Below are 14,717 nucleotides of genomic sequence, written 5' to 3'. Positions count from 1 at the left end.
TAGACGCCTCGGCGTGGGCGAGTCCATTCAATTACAGGGAGTTTTTTCGGCGTGACGAAGAACCATCGCGCATGTGATCCTTGCTGCTTTTACCCAAGGCCAATCACGATCCATGACGCATTCATCCGCCGCTTCGCCCCGCCTCATCCGCATTGCCGCTGCCCTGCTGATCGGCCCCGACGGTCGCACCCTGCTGGTGCGCAAGCGCGGTACCGAGGCGTTCATGCAGCCGGGGGGCAAGATCGAGGCCCATGAACAACCGGTCCATGCCCTCGCCCGTGAGCTGGAAGAGGAGTTGGGGCTGGTCATCGATCCGACGCATGCCGCCTACCTGGGACAGTTCTCGGCACCGGCCGCCAATGAGCCGGGTTATGTCGTACAGGCCGAACTCTTTCAGCTGACCATCGATGCGCACGTTTCCCCGGCAGCAGAGATTGAAGAAGTGCGCTGGATCGATCCGGCCACCGACGGCGATGTCCCGCTGGCGCCATTGACACGGGACCTGATCTTGCCGTTTTATCGAGCTTCACTGATCGCAACCGCCTGATCGTCCAGGGATGGAGAGTGCCTATGATTCCGCTTCAAGACTTGCTGATTTTTGCCGCTGCGGCGCTGCTGATGGTGCTCACGCCCGGGCCGAACATGATCTACCTGATCTCTCGTTCAATCTGCCAGGGGCGCAAGGCCGGAGTGACTTCGTTGCTCGGCGTGGTCGCGGGATTTTTAGTGCACCTGTTCGCGGCCGCCGCGGGTTTGACCGCGGTGTTTATGGCAGTGCCGGTGGCCTACGAAGTGCTGAAGTGGGCCGGTGCGCTGTACCTGTTGTGGCTGGCCTGGCAGGCGGTCAAGCCCGGTGCGCGTTCGCCGTTCGAGGCGCAGCAGCTGCCGGCGGATTCGTCGCACAAGTTGATCACCATGGGCTTTCTCACCAGCGCGCTGAACCCGAAGATTGCAGTGTTTTACCTGTCGGTGTTTCCGCAGTTCATTACCCCTGAGCACGGTTCGGTGTTCACCCAAAGTATCGTCCTCGGCCTGACCCAGATCAGCGTGAGTTTCAGCGTCAACCTGCTGATCGCGTTGTTTGCCGCGGGCATCGCGTCCTGGTTCGTCAACAACCCGAACTGGCTGGCGATGCAGCGTTACTTCATGGGCTTTGTGCTGTCCGGGTTGGCGGTGCGCTTGATGCTTGAGCAGCGGCGAGCGGCCTGAAGATGTGGATTCAACGGCTTGATGCCAGCCATGCCCTGGATTACCGGGCGCTGATGCTTGAGGCCTATGACTTGCATCCTCAGGCGTTCACTTCCACGGTGCGCGAGCGCGCGACGATGCCGCTGAGTTGGTGGGAATCGCGGCTGAGCAGCAAGCTGGATGTAGTGTTCGGGGCGTTCGAAGAGGGCAAATTGGCAGGCATCGTCGGCCTGGCGTTTGAACCTCGGGAAAAGGCCCGGCACAAGGCGACGTTGTTTGGCATGTACGTGACAGGCAAGGTTCGGCAGCGTGGCCTTGGCTTTCAACTGGTTCAGGCCGTTTTGGACGAAGCGCAGACCCGTCAGGGCTTGCGGCTGATCCAGCTGACCGTCACCGCCGGCAATGAAGCCGCCTTCAAGCTGTATCAGCGTTGCGGTTTCGTGCAGTTCGGTCTGGAACCATTAGCGGTGCGAGTCGGCGAAGACTACTTCGACAAGATCCATATGTGGCGCGAGATTACCCCTGAGCCTTGATCGGTTGCTCTATCGCACCGCACTAACCCCATCCAGCGTCGAAAACGACGTGTCCTTGGCCGTCAGCAAAAAGTCGCGCATGTATGGCGCATCCAGCATGTCGGCGCGAATCCCGGCGTAAAGCGTCGCGAACAAACCTTTCTCGCCAAGCCGCTTGGCCTTCACATAACCCCGTGAACTGTATTCATGCAGCGCCCAATGGGGCATGCCGCAGACGCCGCGACCGCTGGCCACCAGTTGCATCATCATCACCGTCAGTTCCGAGGTGCGCACCTGGGCCGGTTCGATGTCGGCCGGCTCCAGGAAGCGGGTGAAGATGTCCAGCCGATCGCGCTCCACCGGGTAAGTGATCAAGGTTTCCGTGAGCAAGTCTTCGGGCACGATGTACGGCTTGCTCGCCAAGCGGTGCTGGTTAGCCACCGCGAGCATGGCTTCGTAGGTGAACAACGGCACGTAAGTGATCCCGACCAGTTCCAGCGGGTCGGAGGTCACCACCAGGTCCAGGTCGCCTCGGGCCAGTGCCGGCAGCGGGGCGAAGGAGAACCCGGAGGCCAGGTCCAGCTCGACTTCCGGCCAGGCATCGCGGAACTGGTCGATGGTCGGCATCAGCCACTGGAAGCAACTGTGGCACTCGATCGCCATGTGCAAACGCCCCGCAGTGCCACCGGCCAGTCGCGCAATGTCACGCTCGGCGCCGCGCAGCAACGGCAGAGTGGCGTCGGCCAGTTGCAGCAGGCGCAAGCCGGCACTGGTGAAGCGCACCGGTTTGGTCTTGCGCACGAACAGCGGCATGCCCATGCGTTCTTCCAGCTCTTTGAACTGGTGTGACAGCGCCGACTGGGTCAGGTGCAAGCGGTCGGCCGCATCCACCAGGCTGTCGGCTTCGCGCAGGGCGTGCAGGGTTTTCAGGTGACGGATTTCAAGCACCGGGGGCTCCATGAGGAAAACTTGTGATCAACACGAAAAGGTTGAGTTTGTCTCATGTTGGGTGGGCTGTCGACAATAGCGCATCTTTTACAGGGAGGATTCTCATCATGGCATTGGCCCATACCCTAGGTTTCCCGCGCATCGGCGCAGACCGCGAACTGAAAAAAGCCCTCGAAGCCTACTGGAAGGGCGACCTCGATCAGAACGCATTGAAAAGCGTCGGCCGCCAATTGCGCGCCACCCACTGGCAATTGCAAAAAGACGCCGGCATCGATCTGCTGCCCGTAGGCGACTTCGCCTGGTACGACCAGGTACTGACTCACTCCCTGACCTTCGGTGTCATCCCCGAGCGCTTCGACAATAGCAAGGATGCCCGCGGCCTGCCGACACTCGACACCCTGTTCGCCATGGCCCGTGGCGCTACCGCAGCCTGCTGCGGCGGTGAACATGGCAAGGCGCAATATGCTCAGGAACTGACCAAGTGGTTCGACACCAACTACCACTACCTGGTCCCGGAATTCAGCGCAGACCAACAATTCAAACTGAGCTGGGAACAGCTGTTCGATGAAGTCGACGAAGCCAAAGCCCTGGGCCACAACGTCAAACCGGTGATCATCGGCCCGTTGACTTACCTGTGGTTGGGCAAGGCGAAGGGTGATGGCTTCGACAAACTCGACCTGCTGGAGCGCCTGCTGCCGATCTACGGCGAAATCCTCGGCCGCCTCGCTGCTCAAGGTGTGGAGTGGGTGCAGATCGACGAACCGATCCTGACCCTCGACCTGCCACAAGCCTGGAAAAACGCCTTCGAACGCGCCTATCACATCCTTCAATACTCGCCGCTGAAAAAACTCGTGGCGACTTACTTCAGTGGCCTGGAAGACAACCTCGGTCTGGCTGTCGGCCTGCCTGTACAAGGTTTGCACATCGACGCAGTGCGCTCGCCGGATCAGCTCGGCCAGGTTTTGGATCGTCTGCCCACCTACAAGATTCTCTCGGTGGGTCTGGTCAACGGCCGCAACGTCTGGCGCTGCGAACTGGAGCAAGCCCTGGCCCAACTACAATTTGCCCAGGAGCGCTTCGGCGATAACCTGTGGGTCAGCAGTTCCTGCTCGCTGCTGCACAGCCCGGTGGATCTTGCGCGTGAAGACAAACTCGACCCGGAACTGAAAAGCTGGCTGGCGTTTGCCGTGCAGAAGTGCGGTGAAATCGCCGTGCTGCGTGATGCCCTCAACGACCCGCAAGCGCCCAAAGTGCAAGCCGCACTGGCTGAAAGTCGCGCCATTGCGGCCAGTCGCGCTCAATCTCCGCGTATCCACAAAGCGGATGTGCAGGCCCGAATCAACGCCATCGGCGCGGCAGACAGCCAACGCCATTCGCCGTTTGCCAAACGCATCGCACAACAACAGGCACGGCTGAAACTGCCGGCGTTCCCGACCACCACCATCGGCTCGTTCCCACAAACCGGTTCGATCCGTCTGGCGCGTCAGGCCTTCAAGCAAGGCAAGCTGTCGGCCAACGATTACACCGATGCCATGCACAGCGAAATCCGCCACGCCGTGCAAATCCAGGAACGCCTGGGCCTGGACGTGCTGGTGCACGGTGAAGCCGAGCGCAACGACATGGTCGAGTACTTCGCCGAACAACTGGACGGTTACTTGTTCACCCGGTTCGGCTGGGTCCAGAGCTACGGTTCGCGCTGCGTCAAACCGGCGATCATTTATGGCGACCTGAGCCGTCCGACGCCGATGACGGTCGACTGGATCACCTATGCCCAGAGCCTGACCGACAAGGTCATGAAAGGCATGCTCACCGGCCCCGTGACCATGCTGATGTGGTCGTTCCCGCGCGAAGACGTTTCGCGAAAAGTTCAGGCGCAGCAACTGGCCCTGGCCTTGCGCGATGAAGTGGTGGACCTGGAAAACGCCGGCATCAAAATCGTGCAGATCGACGAAGCCGCGTTCCGCGAAGGGCTGCCGCTACGCCGGGCGCAATGGCAGGAATACCTCGACTGGGCGGTAGAAGCCTTCCGCCTGAGTGCATCCGGTGTGCGCGACGAAACCCAGATTCATACCCACATGTGCTACAGCGAATTCAACGACGTGATCGAGTCCATCGCCGCCATGGATGCTGACGTGATCACCATCGAAACCTCACGCTCGGACATGGAATTGCTGGAGGCCTTCGAAGCGTTCGACTACCCGAACGACATCGGCCCGGGCGTCTATGATATCCACTCACCTCGGGTGCCGGACACGGCCGAGATGGTGAAGTTGATGAACAAAGCGGTGAAGCGGATTCCGGCGGAGCGGTTGTGGGTCAATCCGGATTGCGGGTTGAAGACTCGCGCATGGCCGGAAACAGAAGCCGCACTGGTGAACATGGTCGCGGCGGCGCGGCAGTTGCGTAGCCAGTTGGCCTGATTGGCCGACTGACAAAAAACCGCCTCTGGAATCAGAGGCGGTTCATCAAAAAGCTTCACATGTTCAAACCAATACCCAACCCACCGGAAACCGATCCGGCATCCCCCTACGAATCCCTCGACTCCAAAAACTCCACGAAGCCGCCGATAATCTTGATCCGCAGGGTTAGCCCGAAAAAGCAAAAGATCGCAGCCTGCGGCAGCTACTACAGGTGTTGTGTCGACTGCGGTATGGCGGCGAACACCGAATCTGTAGGAGCTGCCGCAGGCTGCGATCTTTTGATCTTGAAGCGCTGTGGCGAGGGGACAGCCACAAAGTTCTGCACTTACCTCGCGACCACTCGTCGCAACTGTCAGATCTGACAGTAGGCAGAGGCCCGTCGCCATCATTTCATGGCACCTGTACAACAACCCATGCAGGAGCAGCCGCCATGACCCTCCTCGAATCTCCCGAAAACATTGTACTGGCCCTCGATCTGCCCCGCGTACTGGGCGCAACCCGACCGGTCGAAGGCGCCGACATAGGCATCTCGATGGTGATTTACGACCTGGTCATCGATGGCGGGGGCGCCACTGTCGAGGTCGATCCGCCGCTGTCGGGCACGATGAATCCCGGCGATGTCATGGCGCTGTGGCTGGTCGGGGAGACCGCCGTTCTCGAGTCCAAAATCATTGTCGACGTAAATGCCACCACCACCCTGCGCATTCCGAAAGGCCGACTGCATCCTAACCGGGTCAACGAGCTGGTCTACTCCATCCAACGCGGCAGCCAGAATATCGGCACCTCCGCACCACCGCTGACCCTGCTCTACAACAAGATCCGCCCCGGTTTGAAAGACACCAAACCCGAAATCGACGGGCATTCGGAGCTCGAGCTACTGTTACCCGACGCGATCAAGAACGGCGTCGGCCCGGATTTCGTCAGCGCGCAGGTGTGCGTGTCCTACCCCTATTGCCGGGCCTACGACCGCATCAGTTTGAAGTGCAACGGCGAACTCATGACCTATCAGGTCGGTAAGTTCGAAGCACCCCAGCCGCCGGATCCGGGTTCGCCGCTCCCGATCACAGTGTACTTCACCGTGACCCGCGCCTACCTGGAAAGCGCTAAAAGACCGAGTGGTAAACTCGACTTTTCCTACACCGTCACCGACCAGCTCGGCAACACGCCGGACACCGATGCGGTGTGGTCGGCCTCGCAGACCGTGGACGAAGATCTGGCCGGCACTCGCCTGCCGGCTCCGATTCTGCGGGAAATTCAGAACGATCCTGACGACGATCCGGGCCTCATCGATTTGGAAAAACTGGCGGGTAATCCGCTGTTGGTGATCGTCGTGACGGCTGACGATCGTTTTCAGACGGGAGACGCGATCAACGCCACCTACACCGCCAAGCTCGAAGGAAAACCAGACGTTGTGGTGCCGGTGAGCGGGATCATTGAAGCCGACGAGTTCGGGCAGAAAAAACCCTGCATTCTTCAGGTGCCCAACGACAAGGTGGTTGCCGGCAGCACGGTGACGGTGACGTATGAGCAACTCAGGAATAGCACGCTGATCGGCAGCTCCAAAACCGCCGCGGCGCGGGTGATAGGGGACAACCCCATTGATCTGCAGCCGCCATTTCTGGTGGCACCGGCCAAGAACCCGATCGAACCGTCACTTTATCCGGATGGAGTAAGGGTGCGAGTCGAACATTTGACCGCACACGATGGGGACGAGGCGCGACTCGAGGCGCTCAATGCACTTCCCGGTACACCGGAGTTTGCGACGGTTAGGTTAAACAATAACAAACGAGCCAACTTCACTCTCAGCTCCGCGCTTCTCACAGAGCATCAGGGCAAAGACCTCAGGTTGCGTTGGGTTCTGATCAGTAATGGAGTGGAGACGCCTTCGTTGGAGTTATCACTGACGGTATTGAAAATGTCAGCGATACCGACATTTATCAACGGCCCTTATCTCATCGCGCCTGCCGGACGACTGAAGAATGTCATTATTCGTATAGGAACAGAGACACAGCCTGTCGCAGAGGCCATAGTGTCAGTCGCCCTCCCCAACGGATTCAACTACGCCGACGGTGGTACCGGTGTGCGAGAGTTCATCACAGATGCTTTCGGCTTGATCACTGTCAGCGGAGTAAAAGGGGCGCGCCGCCCGGCGACTGAACGTCTTACCGCCACCTACGCGACTCAGACAGGAACGGCGGACGTTTTGATTCAGTCATATGCCACTCCAGGCAGAATCGAATTGGGCCTCCTGCCTTATGTAGTTGCCATGAGCCATGACGGTACTAAGGCATATGTTACCAGTCCGCCTTCCAAGACTATCTGCGTCATTGAAACATCCACAAACAGGCCAATAAATTACTTCAATATTGGCAAACAGTGCGCTTACATTGCTGTCAGTCTGGACGACGTCTTTATTTACGTCACCCACTCATACAGCGGCGGCACAGTGTCGTTCATCGAGTCCCTTACAGGGCGCGTGGTCAAAACGGTCACGACGGCTCCGGTCCCATCACATATCGCGCTCAACCCGAGTGGAACCGAACTCTACATCAGCCATGAAGGGACAACGACCATTTCCCTGATAAATACAACAACCACCGTCGTTCGCCCTGTTGTTGTAGGTGAACGGCCACAAGGAGGCGCTTTTACCAAAGATGGAAAATTCCTCTATATCTGCATCTATTACCCTCAAAGCTATGTATCGATTATCGACACCGCAACCCAAAATGTTATTCACAACATTCCGGTCGCAAAAGGACCATGGACTTGTGTATTAAGCCTGGATAATCGTTATCTTTATGTCGCTCATATGGATGCGCTCCTGATATCCGTCATCGACACCGTCACACATAAAGTAATTCGAACCCTGTCCGTCGACTCCTATGCAATGCATATTGTGATTAATTCAAATGGCACATTTTTGTATGTTTCACTCTGGGCAACTCAAAAGATACTGGCCATTAATACACTCACCTTCAGTACTCACTATATTCCAGCCGCCGGACATTTACGCGGGCTTGCGATCAGTCCTGACGACTCGCGCCTATATGTTTGCGACAGCGCAGGCTCTACGGTAACAGCCCTTCAGAGTGATTATCTGGCAGCAAGTGATTTGACGCTGGGTAACATGAATTTTCCGGAGCTGGAAAATATAGATCCTCATCAGCAGTGGGAATGAATTGCGGCGAGTGATTTCTGCAGGGGCGTTGTGCATAGCACTTGGGAAAAACGGGAGGAATAAAGAAACAGAGAATGGAGATGTTTAAGCGACATCTCCATTCCGGTACAGGCGACTTTAACCGTGGCCCATGTACAGCTTGATTGTGTCAAACGTCGCCATCGAGAGGTAGGAGGGGAAGCGGTCATGAGGTTCTCCATTCACGAAAGAACGCGCGAACCGGAGCAGTGACGGCGCGTTAGAGACTGATTGCAACTCAATGCTGCAAACTGTCGCCATCTTGTCGATACCCGCCATCAGGGGTTCAACGGCATTGGCTTCGCTGAGGCGTCCATTCAGCAGGGTGACTTCGGATGTGAGCTCAGCCCTGTGTGACCTGACGCTGATGCGCTTTATAGCGTCGAAGATTTGTTGCTCGGGGGATGGCTTAAACAACCCCGTCCTGTTTTTTGTCTGACTTCAATTGTGGCTCCGGTCTGGACGTGTTTGGTTAACCGTTACATCGGTCCGGGCGTCTACGACATCCACTCGCCACCGGTGCCGATCAATACGCTGTGCCCGGAAATGACCATTCAGCAATCTTCATCAAACTGTCACGTAACTGTGGCAGCGCGCTTGAACAAACTTCATCAGACTCGCGCTCTACTGGAGTTCTGCGTTTCGGTGTTTTTCATGCGTGCACGATTTTTATCCACAGCGGTCTTTCTGGCCGCTGTATTGTTCAATTTTCCGTCTCTTGCGGCATCTCGTTGCGATGTCAATGTTCCGACCGAGCGGGTCGATCTGGAGCAGGTGAGCCTGGCCTACCAGAGCATTGGCCGTGCCTCGGACCCTGCGTTGTTGTTGGTGATGGGCCTGGGCGGGCAGTTGATTCACTGGCCGGACGAGGTGGTGGTTGCGCTGTGTCAGCAGGGATTTCGGGTGATTCGCTATGACAATCGCGATGTTGGCCTGTCGACTTGGCGGCAGACGCCTGTCGACGCCAACCTGACGTTCGAAGTGCTGCGCTACAAACTCGGCTTGCCGGTATCGGCGCCGTACACCTTGACCGACATGGCGGACGATGCCTTTGGACTGATGGATGCCTTGCACGTCAAGCAATTCCACGTATTGGGTGCGAGCATGGGCGGGATGATCGCCCAGCATATGGCGGCCATGGCACCGCAGCGTGTCGAGAGCCTGACGTTGCTGATGACCAGTTCGGGTGCCGAAGGTTTGCCGGCGCCGAGTGCGGCGCTGGTGCAGTTACTCGCGCGACGCGGCGCACCAAATCGCGAGGTGGCGCTGGAGCAACAGGCCGATTTACTGGCTGCACTGGGCAGCCCGGCGGTGGGTGATGACCGGCAGGCGTTGTTGCAGCAGGCGGCGCAATCCTATGACCGGGCGTTTAACCCTGAAGGCGTGAAGCGCCAGATCATGGCGATCCTCGCCGAACGCAGCCGCGTGGCGCTGCTCAACCAGCTGCGGGTACCGACGCTGGTGGTTCACGGCACCGCCGATCCGTTGTTGCCGGTGATGCATGGCGTGCACCTGGCTGCGCATATCCGTGGCAGTCAGTTGAAGCTGATTCCGGGGTTGGCTCATCGTTTTCAAGAGGCGTTCAAAGCGCCGTTATTGGCGGCAGTGTTGCCGTACTTGCAGGCCCACCGAGAAGACACCTCGCATTGGGCACAGATCGATCCGGTGGCCGAACGCAATCTTCTATAACACCCAAATCCAATGTGGGAGCAGGCTTTTGTGGCGAGGGAGCAAGCTCCCTCGCCACAAAAGCGCCTCAATTACAGGGGAGGCTGTCTTACGTTGGAGCGAAGTTATCCAGCATCCGGTTCACCGCCAGTTCACCCAACATGACGGAGTTCTGGATGCCGAGCACGGTATTGCGCTGCGGACCGTTCAGCAGCCCCGCGAAATCACTCAACATCACGCTCGCCGCCGCCAGCGATTCGCAGGCGTTGACCAGCAGGGTTTCGTTATCGGCGTCGGGGGCGATGAGGTAAAGGGTGCTGGGTTTGCGTGGGGTATCTTTGGGCCACACAGGCTCAGCCTGCGGGTGTATCGTTCAAACTTTCCGGCGCGATTCAAGCCTGCGAGGTAAATGATGAGTACCCCCCTGAAAATCGATTTCGTCAGCGACGTGTCCTGCCCCTGGTGCGTTGTCGGTCTGTATAGCCTGACCCGTGCCCTGGATTTGCTCGGCGACGAAGTCCAGGCCGAGATCCGTTTCCAGCCGTTCGAACTGAACCCGAAGATGGGCCCCGAAGGCCAGAACATCACCGAACACATCAGCGAAAAGTACGGCTCGACCCCTGAGCAATCGCAGAAGAACCGCGAAATGATCCGCGCGCGCGGCGCCGAGGTCGGGTTTGCCTTTCGCACGGACGGCAACAGCCGCATCTACAACACGTTCGATGCTCATCGCTTGCTGCATTGGGCGGGGCTGGAAGGGTTGCAGTTCAACCTGAAAGACGCGCTGTTCAAGGCGTATTTCACCGAGGGTGGCAATCCGTCCGATCACGGGCAATTGGCCCGGATCGCCGAAAGCGTGGGGCTGGACCGGCAGCGGGCCGAGGCGATTCTGGCCTCCGATGAATTCGCCAAAGAGGTTCGCGAAGAAGAACAGTTGTGGTTATCGCGCGGCGTGAATTCGGTGCCGACGGTGGTATTCAACGGGCAGTATGCCGTCAGTGGCGGGCAGCCGGTGGAGACGTTTGTCGGTGCTATTCGCCAGATCATGAGTGAAGCCAAGGGCGGAACGGTCAACGGTTGAACTGACGTTACACACTCGATCGTTCCCACGCTCTGCGTGGGAATGCCTCTAGGGACGCTCCGCGTCCAGTGACGCGGAGCGTCACGGGCTGCATTCCTTTGCTGCGCGTGGGAACGATCAGTTACAGAAGATCGCGGTCAGCCGTGAAGGCGAACCCAGACAGTCACGAGCACCGTCGCCGCCATCAACCACGCCACCGCCGCCACCGCCAGTGAAGCCTCCAGGCGCATCCGGTCGACCATCAGATACAAGGTCGCCAGGTAGACGAAGTACGGAATGATCGACCACATGCCAAACACGATGGTGGTTTTCAAATCATCCAGCGAGCGCCCCTTGCCGACGATGTAATGGGCGATCAGCGCAAAGGTCGGAAACAGCGGCACCAGGCCTGCAATGTAATAGTTTTTGGTCTTGGCCAGCATGGCCAGTATCACCACCACCGCCGCGCCCAGGGTTGCTTTGAAAATCAGGTCCATCAATGGCTCAGCCCGTATTTCTTCACTTTGTCGAACAATGTGGTCTTGGCCATTCCCAGTTCCAGGCTGGCCTGGGTCAGGTTGCCACCGCTGCGCTGCAAGGCATCGCTGAGCAGGTTGCGTTCAAAGGCTTCCACCGCTTCGGCGAAGGCCAGGCCCTGATTGTTGCCGCTGGCACCGGATTTTTTGAAGGCCGGCAGGCCGAGGGCGAAGCGTTCGGCGACGTTGCGCAATTCGCGCACATTGCCTGGCCAGTCATGGCTCATCAGGATCGATACAGTCTGATTGTCCAGCTCCGGCACCGCGCGGTCGAAGCGCAGGGATGACTGCTGCAAAAAATGCTCGAACAGTTGCAGGATGTCTTCACGGCGTTCGCGCAGCGGCGGCAATTCCAGAGTCACCACGTTCAGGCGGTAATACAGGTCGCTGCGAAACTCGCCGGCCTTACTCGATTGATCCAGATCGGACTTGGTCGCGGCAATCACCCGGCAATCCACCGCCACGCTCTGGTTCGAGCCGAGGCGTTCAAGGGTACGTTCCTGCAACACCCGCAGCAGTTTGATCTGCAACGGCAGCGGCATGCTTTCCACTTCGTCAAGGAACAGCGTGCCGCCATCGGCGTGTTCGATCTTGCCGATCCGCCGCTTGCCGGCACCGGTGAAGGCGTTGGCCTCGTGGCCGAAAATTTCACTTTCAAACAGATTCTCCGGCAGGCCACCGCAGTTCAGCGCGACGAACTGTTTGCTGTGCCGGCGGCTGAAGTCATGCAGGCAGCGCGCAACCAATTCTTTACCGGTACCGGTCTCGCCTTCGATCAGCACGTTGGCCGAGGTATCGGCGACGTTGGCAATCAGTTCCCGCAGGTTCTGCATCGCGGGTGAACGCCCGATGATCCGGCCTTCGAGCGAATCCCGCTCGAACAGTTGTCGACGTAACGACGACACTTCCCGCGCCAGGCTGCGTTGCTCCAGCGCGCGGCGGGCGACGTCCACCAAGCGTTCCGGGGAGAAGGGTTTCTCCATGAAATCGTAGGCGCCTTTCTGCATCGCGCCGACAGCCATGGAGATGTCGCCGTGGCCGGTAATCAGCACCACTGGCAGGCTGCGATCACGGGCCTTGAGCCGGGTCAGCAGTTCCAGGCCATCGATGCCCGGCAGGCGGATGTCGCTGATGACGATGCCGGCGAAGTTATCGCCGACCCGCTCCAGCGCTTCTTCGGCGCTGCCGACGCCCACGCAGGGAATGTCTTCCAGGGTCAGCGCCTGTTGGCAACCCAGCAGGACATGGGGGTCGTCTTCGACGATCAGCACACTAAGGTCGTTGTTCATATTGGCTCGGCGGGAGTGGGGCTTACCAACGGTAAACTGAGGACGAAGGTGGTACCACCGCTGGCCGGGTGTTCGACACCCAGATGCCCGCCGGTGGCGGCGGCCAGGCTGGCTGAAAGCGTCAGGCCGAGGCCCAGGCCTTGTTCGCCGGGTTTGGTGGTGAAGAACGGTTCGAACAGATGCTTGCGCGCTTCGGCATCGATGCCGTGGCCGTTGTCGCGTACCCGCAGACGATATTTGCCGTCGAATTCCTCGCCTTCGAGCCACAATGCCGGCTGGGGTTGCGACTGCATGGCATCGAGCGCGTTGCCGATCAGGTTGACCAGGATTTGCTCCAGACGGGTCTGGTCGATCTGCACCTGTACATCTTCGAGGTCGCGGTGCAATTGCAGGTGCGCGCTTTCCATCCGGCTGCCCAGCAATTGCAGGGCGGCGTCTACGGCTTTTCCAAAGCTGGCCTGGCCCTTGTCATCACCGCGCCGGGCGAAGGAACGCAGGCTGGCGGTGATCCGGCCCATGCGGTCGATCAGTTCATTGATGGTCTTGAGGTTGGTGCTGGCCACATCCAGCTGACCGCGTTCCAGAAAACGCACGGTATTGCCGGACAAGGTCCGCAAGGCGGCCAGCGGCTGGTTCAATTCGTGGGCGATGCTGGTGGACATCTGGCCGATGGCGGCCAGTTTGCCGGCCTGGACCAATTCATCCTGGGCGCGGCGCAACGTCTCTTCCGCTTGCCGACGTTCGCGGATCTGGCCCTTGAGCCGTTCGTTGCTGGCGCGCAGGTCGGTGGTGCGTTCGGTAATCCGACGCTCCAGCTGATTGTTGGCTTCCTGCAAGGCTTCGCGCGCCGCGAGGCGGGTGGCGATCACCTTGCGCCGCTCGTTCCAGGCAATCAGCAGAAACGCCACCAGGGCAAACGCCACCGCCACCAGAATCCCCTGATTGATCGCTTCACGCCGCAAATCCTGCAGGGGGGTGAGCAGGGTGAAATTCCATGGGGTATCGCTCAGCGGCCGGGTTTGCGAGAGGTAGCTGATGTTCTCTTCATCGGACATCAATTCGCTGTTGGCGGGGAAGGTCAGCTTTTCCTCGCCTTCGGCCAGTTTCTCCCGCGCCAGCGGTTGCAGTTCGTTCAGTGGAAACCAGTAGTACTGCAGGCTACGGGCCAGCTTTTCCTTGGTTTCCTCGCTCAATGGCACAACCGATTTAAGCCGCCGCGCCGGATCGCTGGAGAGAATGATGATGCCGTTCTCGTCGCTGACGAAGGCTTCCAGGCGCGCGCGCTGCCAACGTTCTTCCATGGCTTCGAGGCGAACCTTGACCACGGCGACGCCGATGATCTTGCCGTGCTCTTCCAGGCCATGAGCCAGGTAATAGCCGGGTTCGCCACTGGTGCTGCCAATACCATAGAATCGCCCCGGCTGACCGCGCACGGCGTTCTGGAAATAGGCGCGGAAGGACAGGTCTTCACCCAGATAACTGTCGACATCGCGCCAGTTGCTGGTGGCCAGTACGCGACCGGTGGTGTCCATCACATAAATGGCCCGACTGCGGCTGCGCCGGTTCAGGCCTTCAAGGTATTCGTTGACCGTCTGCCGGTGTTCCGGCGATGTGTCGGCCAGCAGTTTTGAAACACTGGATTCAAGTTCCAGCAGGCTGGGTAGGTAGGTGTATTTGCTGATCTCGCTCTCGACGGCGCGGGCGTGCAGTTCCAGCTGACGCTGGCCATTCTCGCTGAGGCTGCGAATTCCGTAGTGTTCACTGACCCAGAAGCCGATGTAACCCAATCCGATCATCAGGGCGATGACCAGCGGCGGCAGGAACAGATGGCGAATCAAACGGGGTTTCACGGCGAGTGATGGCGGCGCGGCGCGATAGAGGGTGGAGTCGCATTTCATCA

General features: G+C 59.0%; 12 protein-coding genes and 1 pseudogene. 7 read left to right on the top strand and 6 right to left on the bottom strand.

The genetic code is table 11. The annotated features are described in order from the left end of the window. The first annotated feature begins 112 nt into the window (after positions 1-112). Genes MMG91_RS15415 through MMG91_RS15405 form a run of 3 tightly spaced genes read left to right on the top strand, consistent with a single transcriptional unit; the run spans position 113 to position 1,721 of the window. Positions 113-547, top strand: coding sequence for an NUDIX domain-containing protein (locus MMG91_RS15415; RefSeq protein WP_310660067.1), 435 nt, complete (start codon positions 113-115; stop codon positions 545-547). A gap of 23 nt (positions 548-570) precedes the next feature. Continuing rightward, positions 571-1,209 (top strand): LysE family translocator, encoded by a 639-nt coding sequence (locus tag MMG91_RS15410; RefSeq protein ID WP_310660066.1) that lies wholly within the window; start codon positions 571-573, stop codon positions 1,207-1,209. A gap of 2 nt (positions 1,210-1,211) precedes the next feature. Next, positions 1,212-1,721, top strand: a complete 510-nt coding sequence (locus MMG91_RS15405; protein ID WP_305503102.1) for a GNAT family N-acetyltransferase — start codon at positions 1,212-1,214, stop codon at positions 1,719-1,721. 9 nt (positions 1,722-1,730) lie between these two features. Here MMG91_RS15405 and metR read toward each other — a convergent pair whose 3' ends face one another. Further along, positions 1,731-2,648: a transcriptional regulator MetR gene (metR, locus tag MMG91_RS15400; RefSeq protein WP_007898547.1), complete on the bottom strand. Its 918-nt coding sequence runs from the start codon at positions 2,646-2,648 to the stop codon at positions 1,731-1,733. A gap of 107 nt (positions 2,649-2,755) precedes the next feature. Between metR and metE the strand changes: the two genes are divergently transcribed. Both metE and MMG91_RS15390 read left to right on the top strand, forming a co-directional pair. Beyond that, positions 2,756-5,068, top strand: coding sequence for a 5-methyltetrahydropteroyltriglutamate--homocysteine S-methyltransferase (gene metE, locus MMG91_RS15395; RefSeq protein ID WP_310660065.1), 2,313 nt, complete (start codon positions 2,756-2,758; stop codon positions 5,066-5,068). Between the two features lie 430 nt (positions 5,069-5,498). Then, positions 5,499-8,246 (top strand): YncE family protein, encoded by a 2,748-nt coding sequence (locus MMG91_RS15390; protein ID WP_310660064.1) that lies wholly within the window; start codon positions 5,499-5,501, stop codon positions 8,244-8,246. A 117-nt stretch (positions 8,247-8,363) separates the two neighbouring features. On the opposite strand, the gene MMG91_RS15385 is transcribed toward MMG91_RS15390, so the two are convergent. Continuing rightward, positions 8,364-8,681 (bottom strand): hypothetical protein, encoded by a 318-nt coding sequence (locus tag MMG91_RS15385; protein WP_310660063.1) that lies wholly within the window; start codon positions 8,679-8,681, stop codon positions 8,364-8,366. A gap of 237 nt (positions 8,682-8,918) precedes the next feature. Between MMG91_RS15385 and MMG91_RS15380 the strand changes: the two genes are divergently transcribed. Then, a complete protein-coding gene (locus MMG91_RS15380; RefSeq protein ID WP_310660069.1) occupies positions 8,919-9,953 on the top strand; it encodes an alpha/beta hydrolase in 1,035 nt (344 codons plus the stop codon). An 88-nt stretch (positions 9,954-10,041) separates the two neighbouring features. Here the strand turns inward: MMG91_RS15380 and MMG91_RS15375 are convergent. Beyond that, positions 10,042-10,287: pseudogene (locus tag MMG91_RS15375) on the bottom strand (DUF6124 family protein); the annotation flags it as partial. A gap of 57 nt (positions 10,288-10,344) precedes the next feature. Here MMG91_RS15375 and MMG91_RS15370 point away from each other — a divergent pair. Continuing rightward, a complete protein-coding gene (locus MMG91_RS15370) occupies positions 10,345-11,013 on the top strand; it encodes a DsbA family oxidoreductase (protein WP_310660062.1) in 669 nt (222 codons plus the stop codon). Between the two features lie 137 nt (positions 11,014-11,150). On the opposite strand, the gene MMG91_RS15365 is transcribed toward MMG91_RS15370, so the two are convergent. From MMG91_RS15365 to MMG91_RS15355, 3 genes are read right to left on the bottom strand one after another with little or no spacing between them, the layout of a single operon-like run. After that, positions 11,151-11,480, bottom strand: a complete 330-nt coding sequence (locus tag MMG91_RS15365) for a GlpM family protein (RefSeq protein WP_305449853.1) — start codon at positions 11,478-11,480, stop codon at positions 11,151-11,153. 8 nt (positions 11,481-11,488) lie between these two features. After that, positions 11,489-12,817: a sigma-54 dependent transcriptional regulator gene (locus tag MMG91_RS15360; RefSeq protein ID WP_310660061.1), complete on the bottom strand. Its 1,329-nt coding sequence runs from the start codon at positions 12,815-12,817 to the stop codon at positions 11,489-11,491. Next, positions 12,814-14,715: a sensor histidine kinase gene (locus MMG91_RS15355; protein WP_305446725.1), complete on the bottom strand. Its 1,902-nt coding sequence runs from the start codon at positions 14,713-14,715 to the stop codon at positions 12,814-12,816. Before MMG91_RS15355 ends, MMG91_RS15360 begins: the two co-directional genes overlap by 4 nt. Positions 14,716-14,717 lie beyond the last annotated feature (2 nt).

Source organism: Pseudomonas sp. JL3, assembly GCF_031570575.1.
GTDB lineage: Bacteria > Pseudomonadota > Gammaproteobacteria > Pseudomonadales > Pseudomonadaceae > Aquipseudomonas > Aquipseudomonas cucumis.
The sequence above is the reverse complement of the archived record's forward strand: the minus strand, read 5'-3'. Positions and strand labels throughout refer to the sequence as shown.

Excerpts from the sequence above, each read along its gene's own strand:
- MMG91_RS15410 (WP_310660066.1), top strand. The coding sequence starts at position 571 with ATGATTCCGCTTCAAGACTTGCTGATTTTTGCCGCTGCGGCGCTGCTG.
- MMG91_RS15370 (WP_310660062.1), top strand. The coding sequence starts at position 10,345 with ATGAGTACCCCCCTGAAAATCGATTTCGTCAGCGACGTGTCCTGCCCC.
- MMG91_RS15360 (WP_310660061.1), bottom strand. The coding sequence starts at position 12,817 with ATGAACAACGACCTTAGTGTGCTGATCGTCGAAGACGACCCCCATGTC.
- MMG91_RS15415 (WP_310660067.1), top strand. The coding sequence starts at position 113 with ATGACGCATTCATCCGCCGCTTCGCCCCGCCTCATCCGCATTGCCGCT.
- MMG91_RS15380 (WP_310660069.1), top strand. The coding sequence starts at position 8,919 with ATGCGTGCACGATTTTTATCCACAGCGGTCTTTCTGGCCGCTGTATTG.
- MMG91_RS15405 (WP_305503102.1), top strand. The coding sequence starts at position 1,212 with ATGTGGATTCAACGGCTTGATGCCAGCCATGCCCTGGATTACCGGGCG.
- MMG91_RS15355 (WP_305446725.1), bottom strand. The coding sequence starts at position 14,715 with ATGAAATGCGACTCCACCCTCTATCGCGCCGCGCCGCCATCACTCGCC.
- metE (WP_310660065.1), top strand. The coding sequence starts at position 2,756 with ATGGCATTGGCCCATACCCTAGGTTTCCCGCGCATCGGCGCAGACCGC.
- MMG91_RS15390 (WP_310660064.1), top strand. The coding sequence starts at position 5,499 with ATGACCCTCCTCGAATCTCCCGAAAACATTGTACTGGCCCTCGATCTG.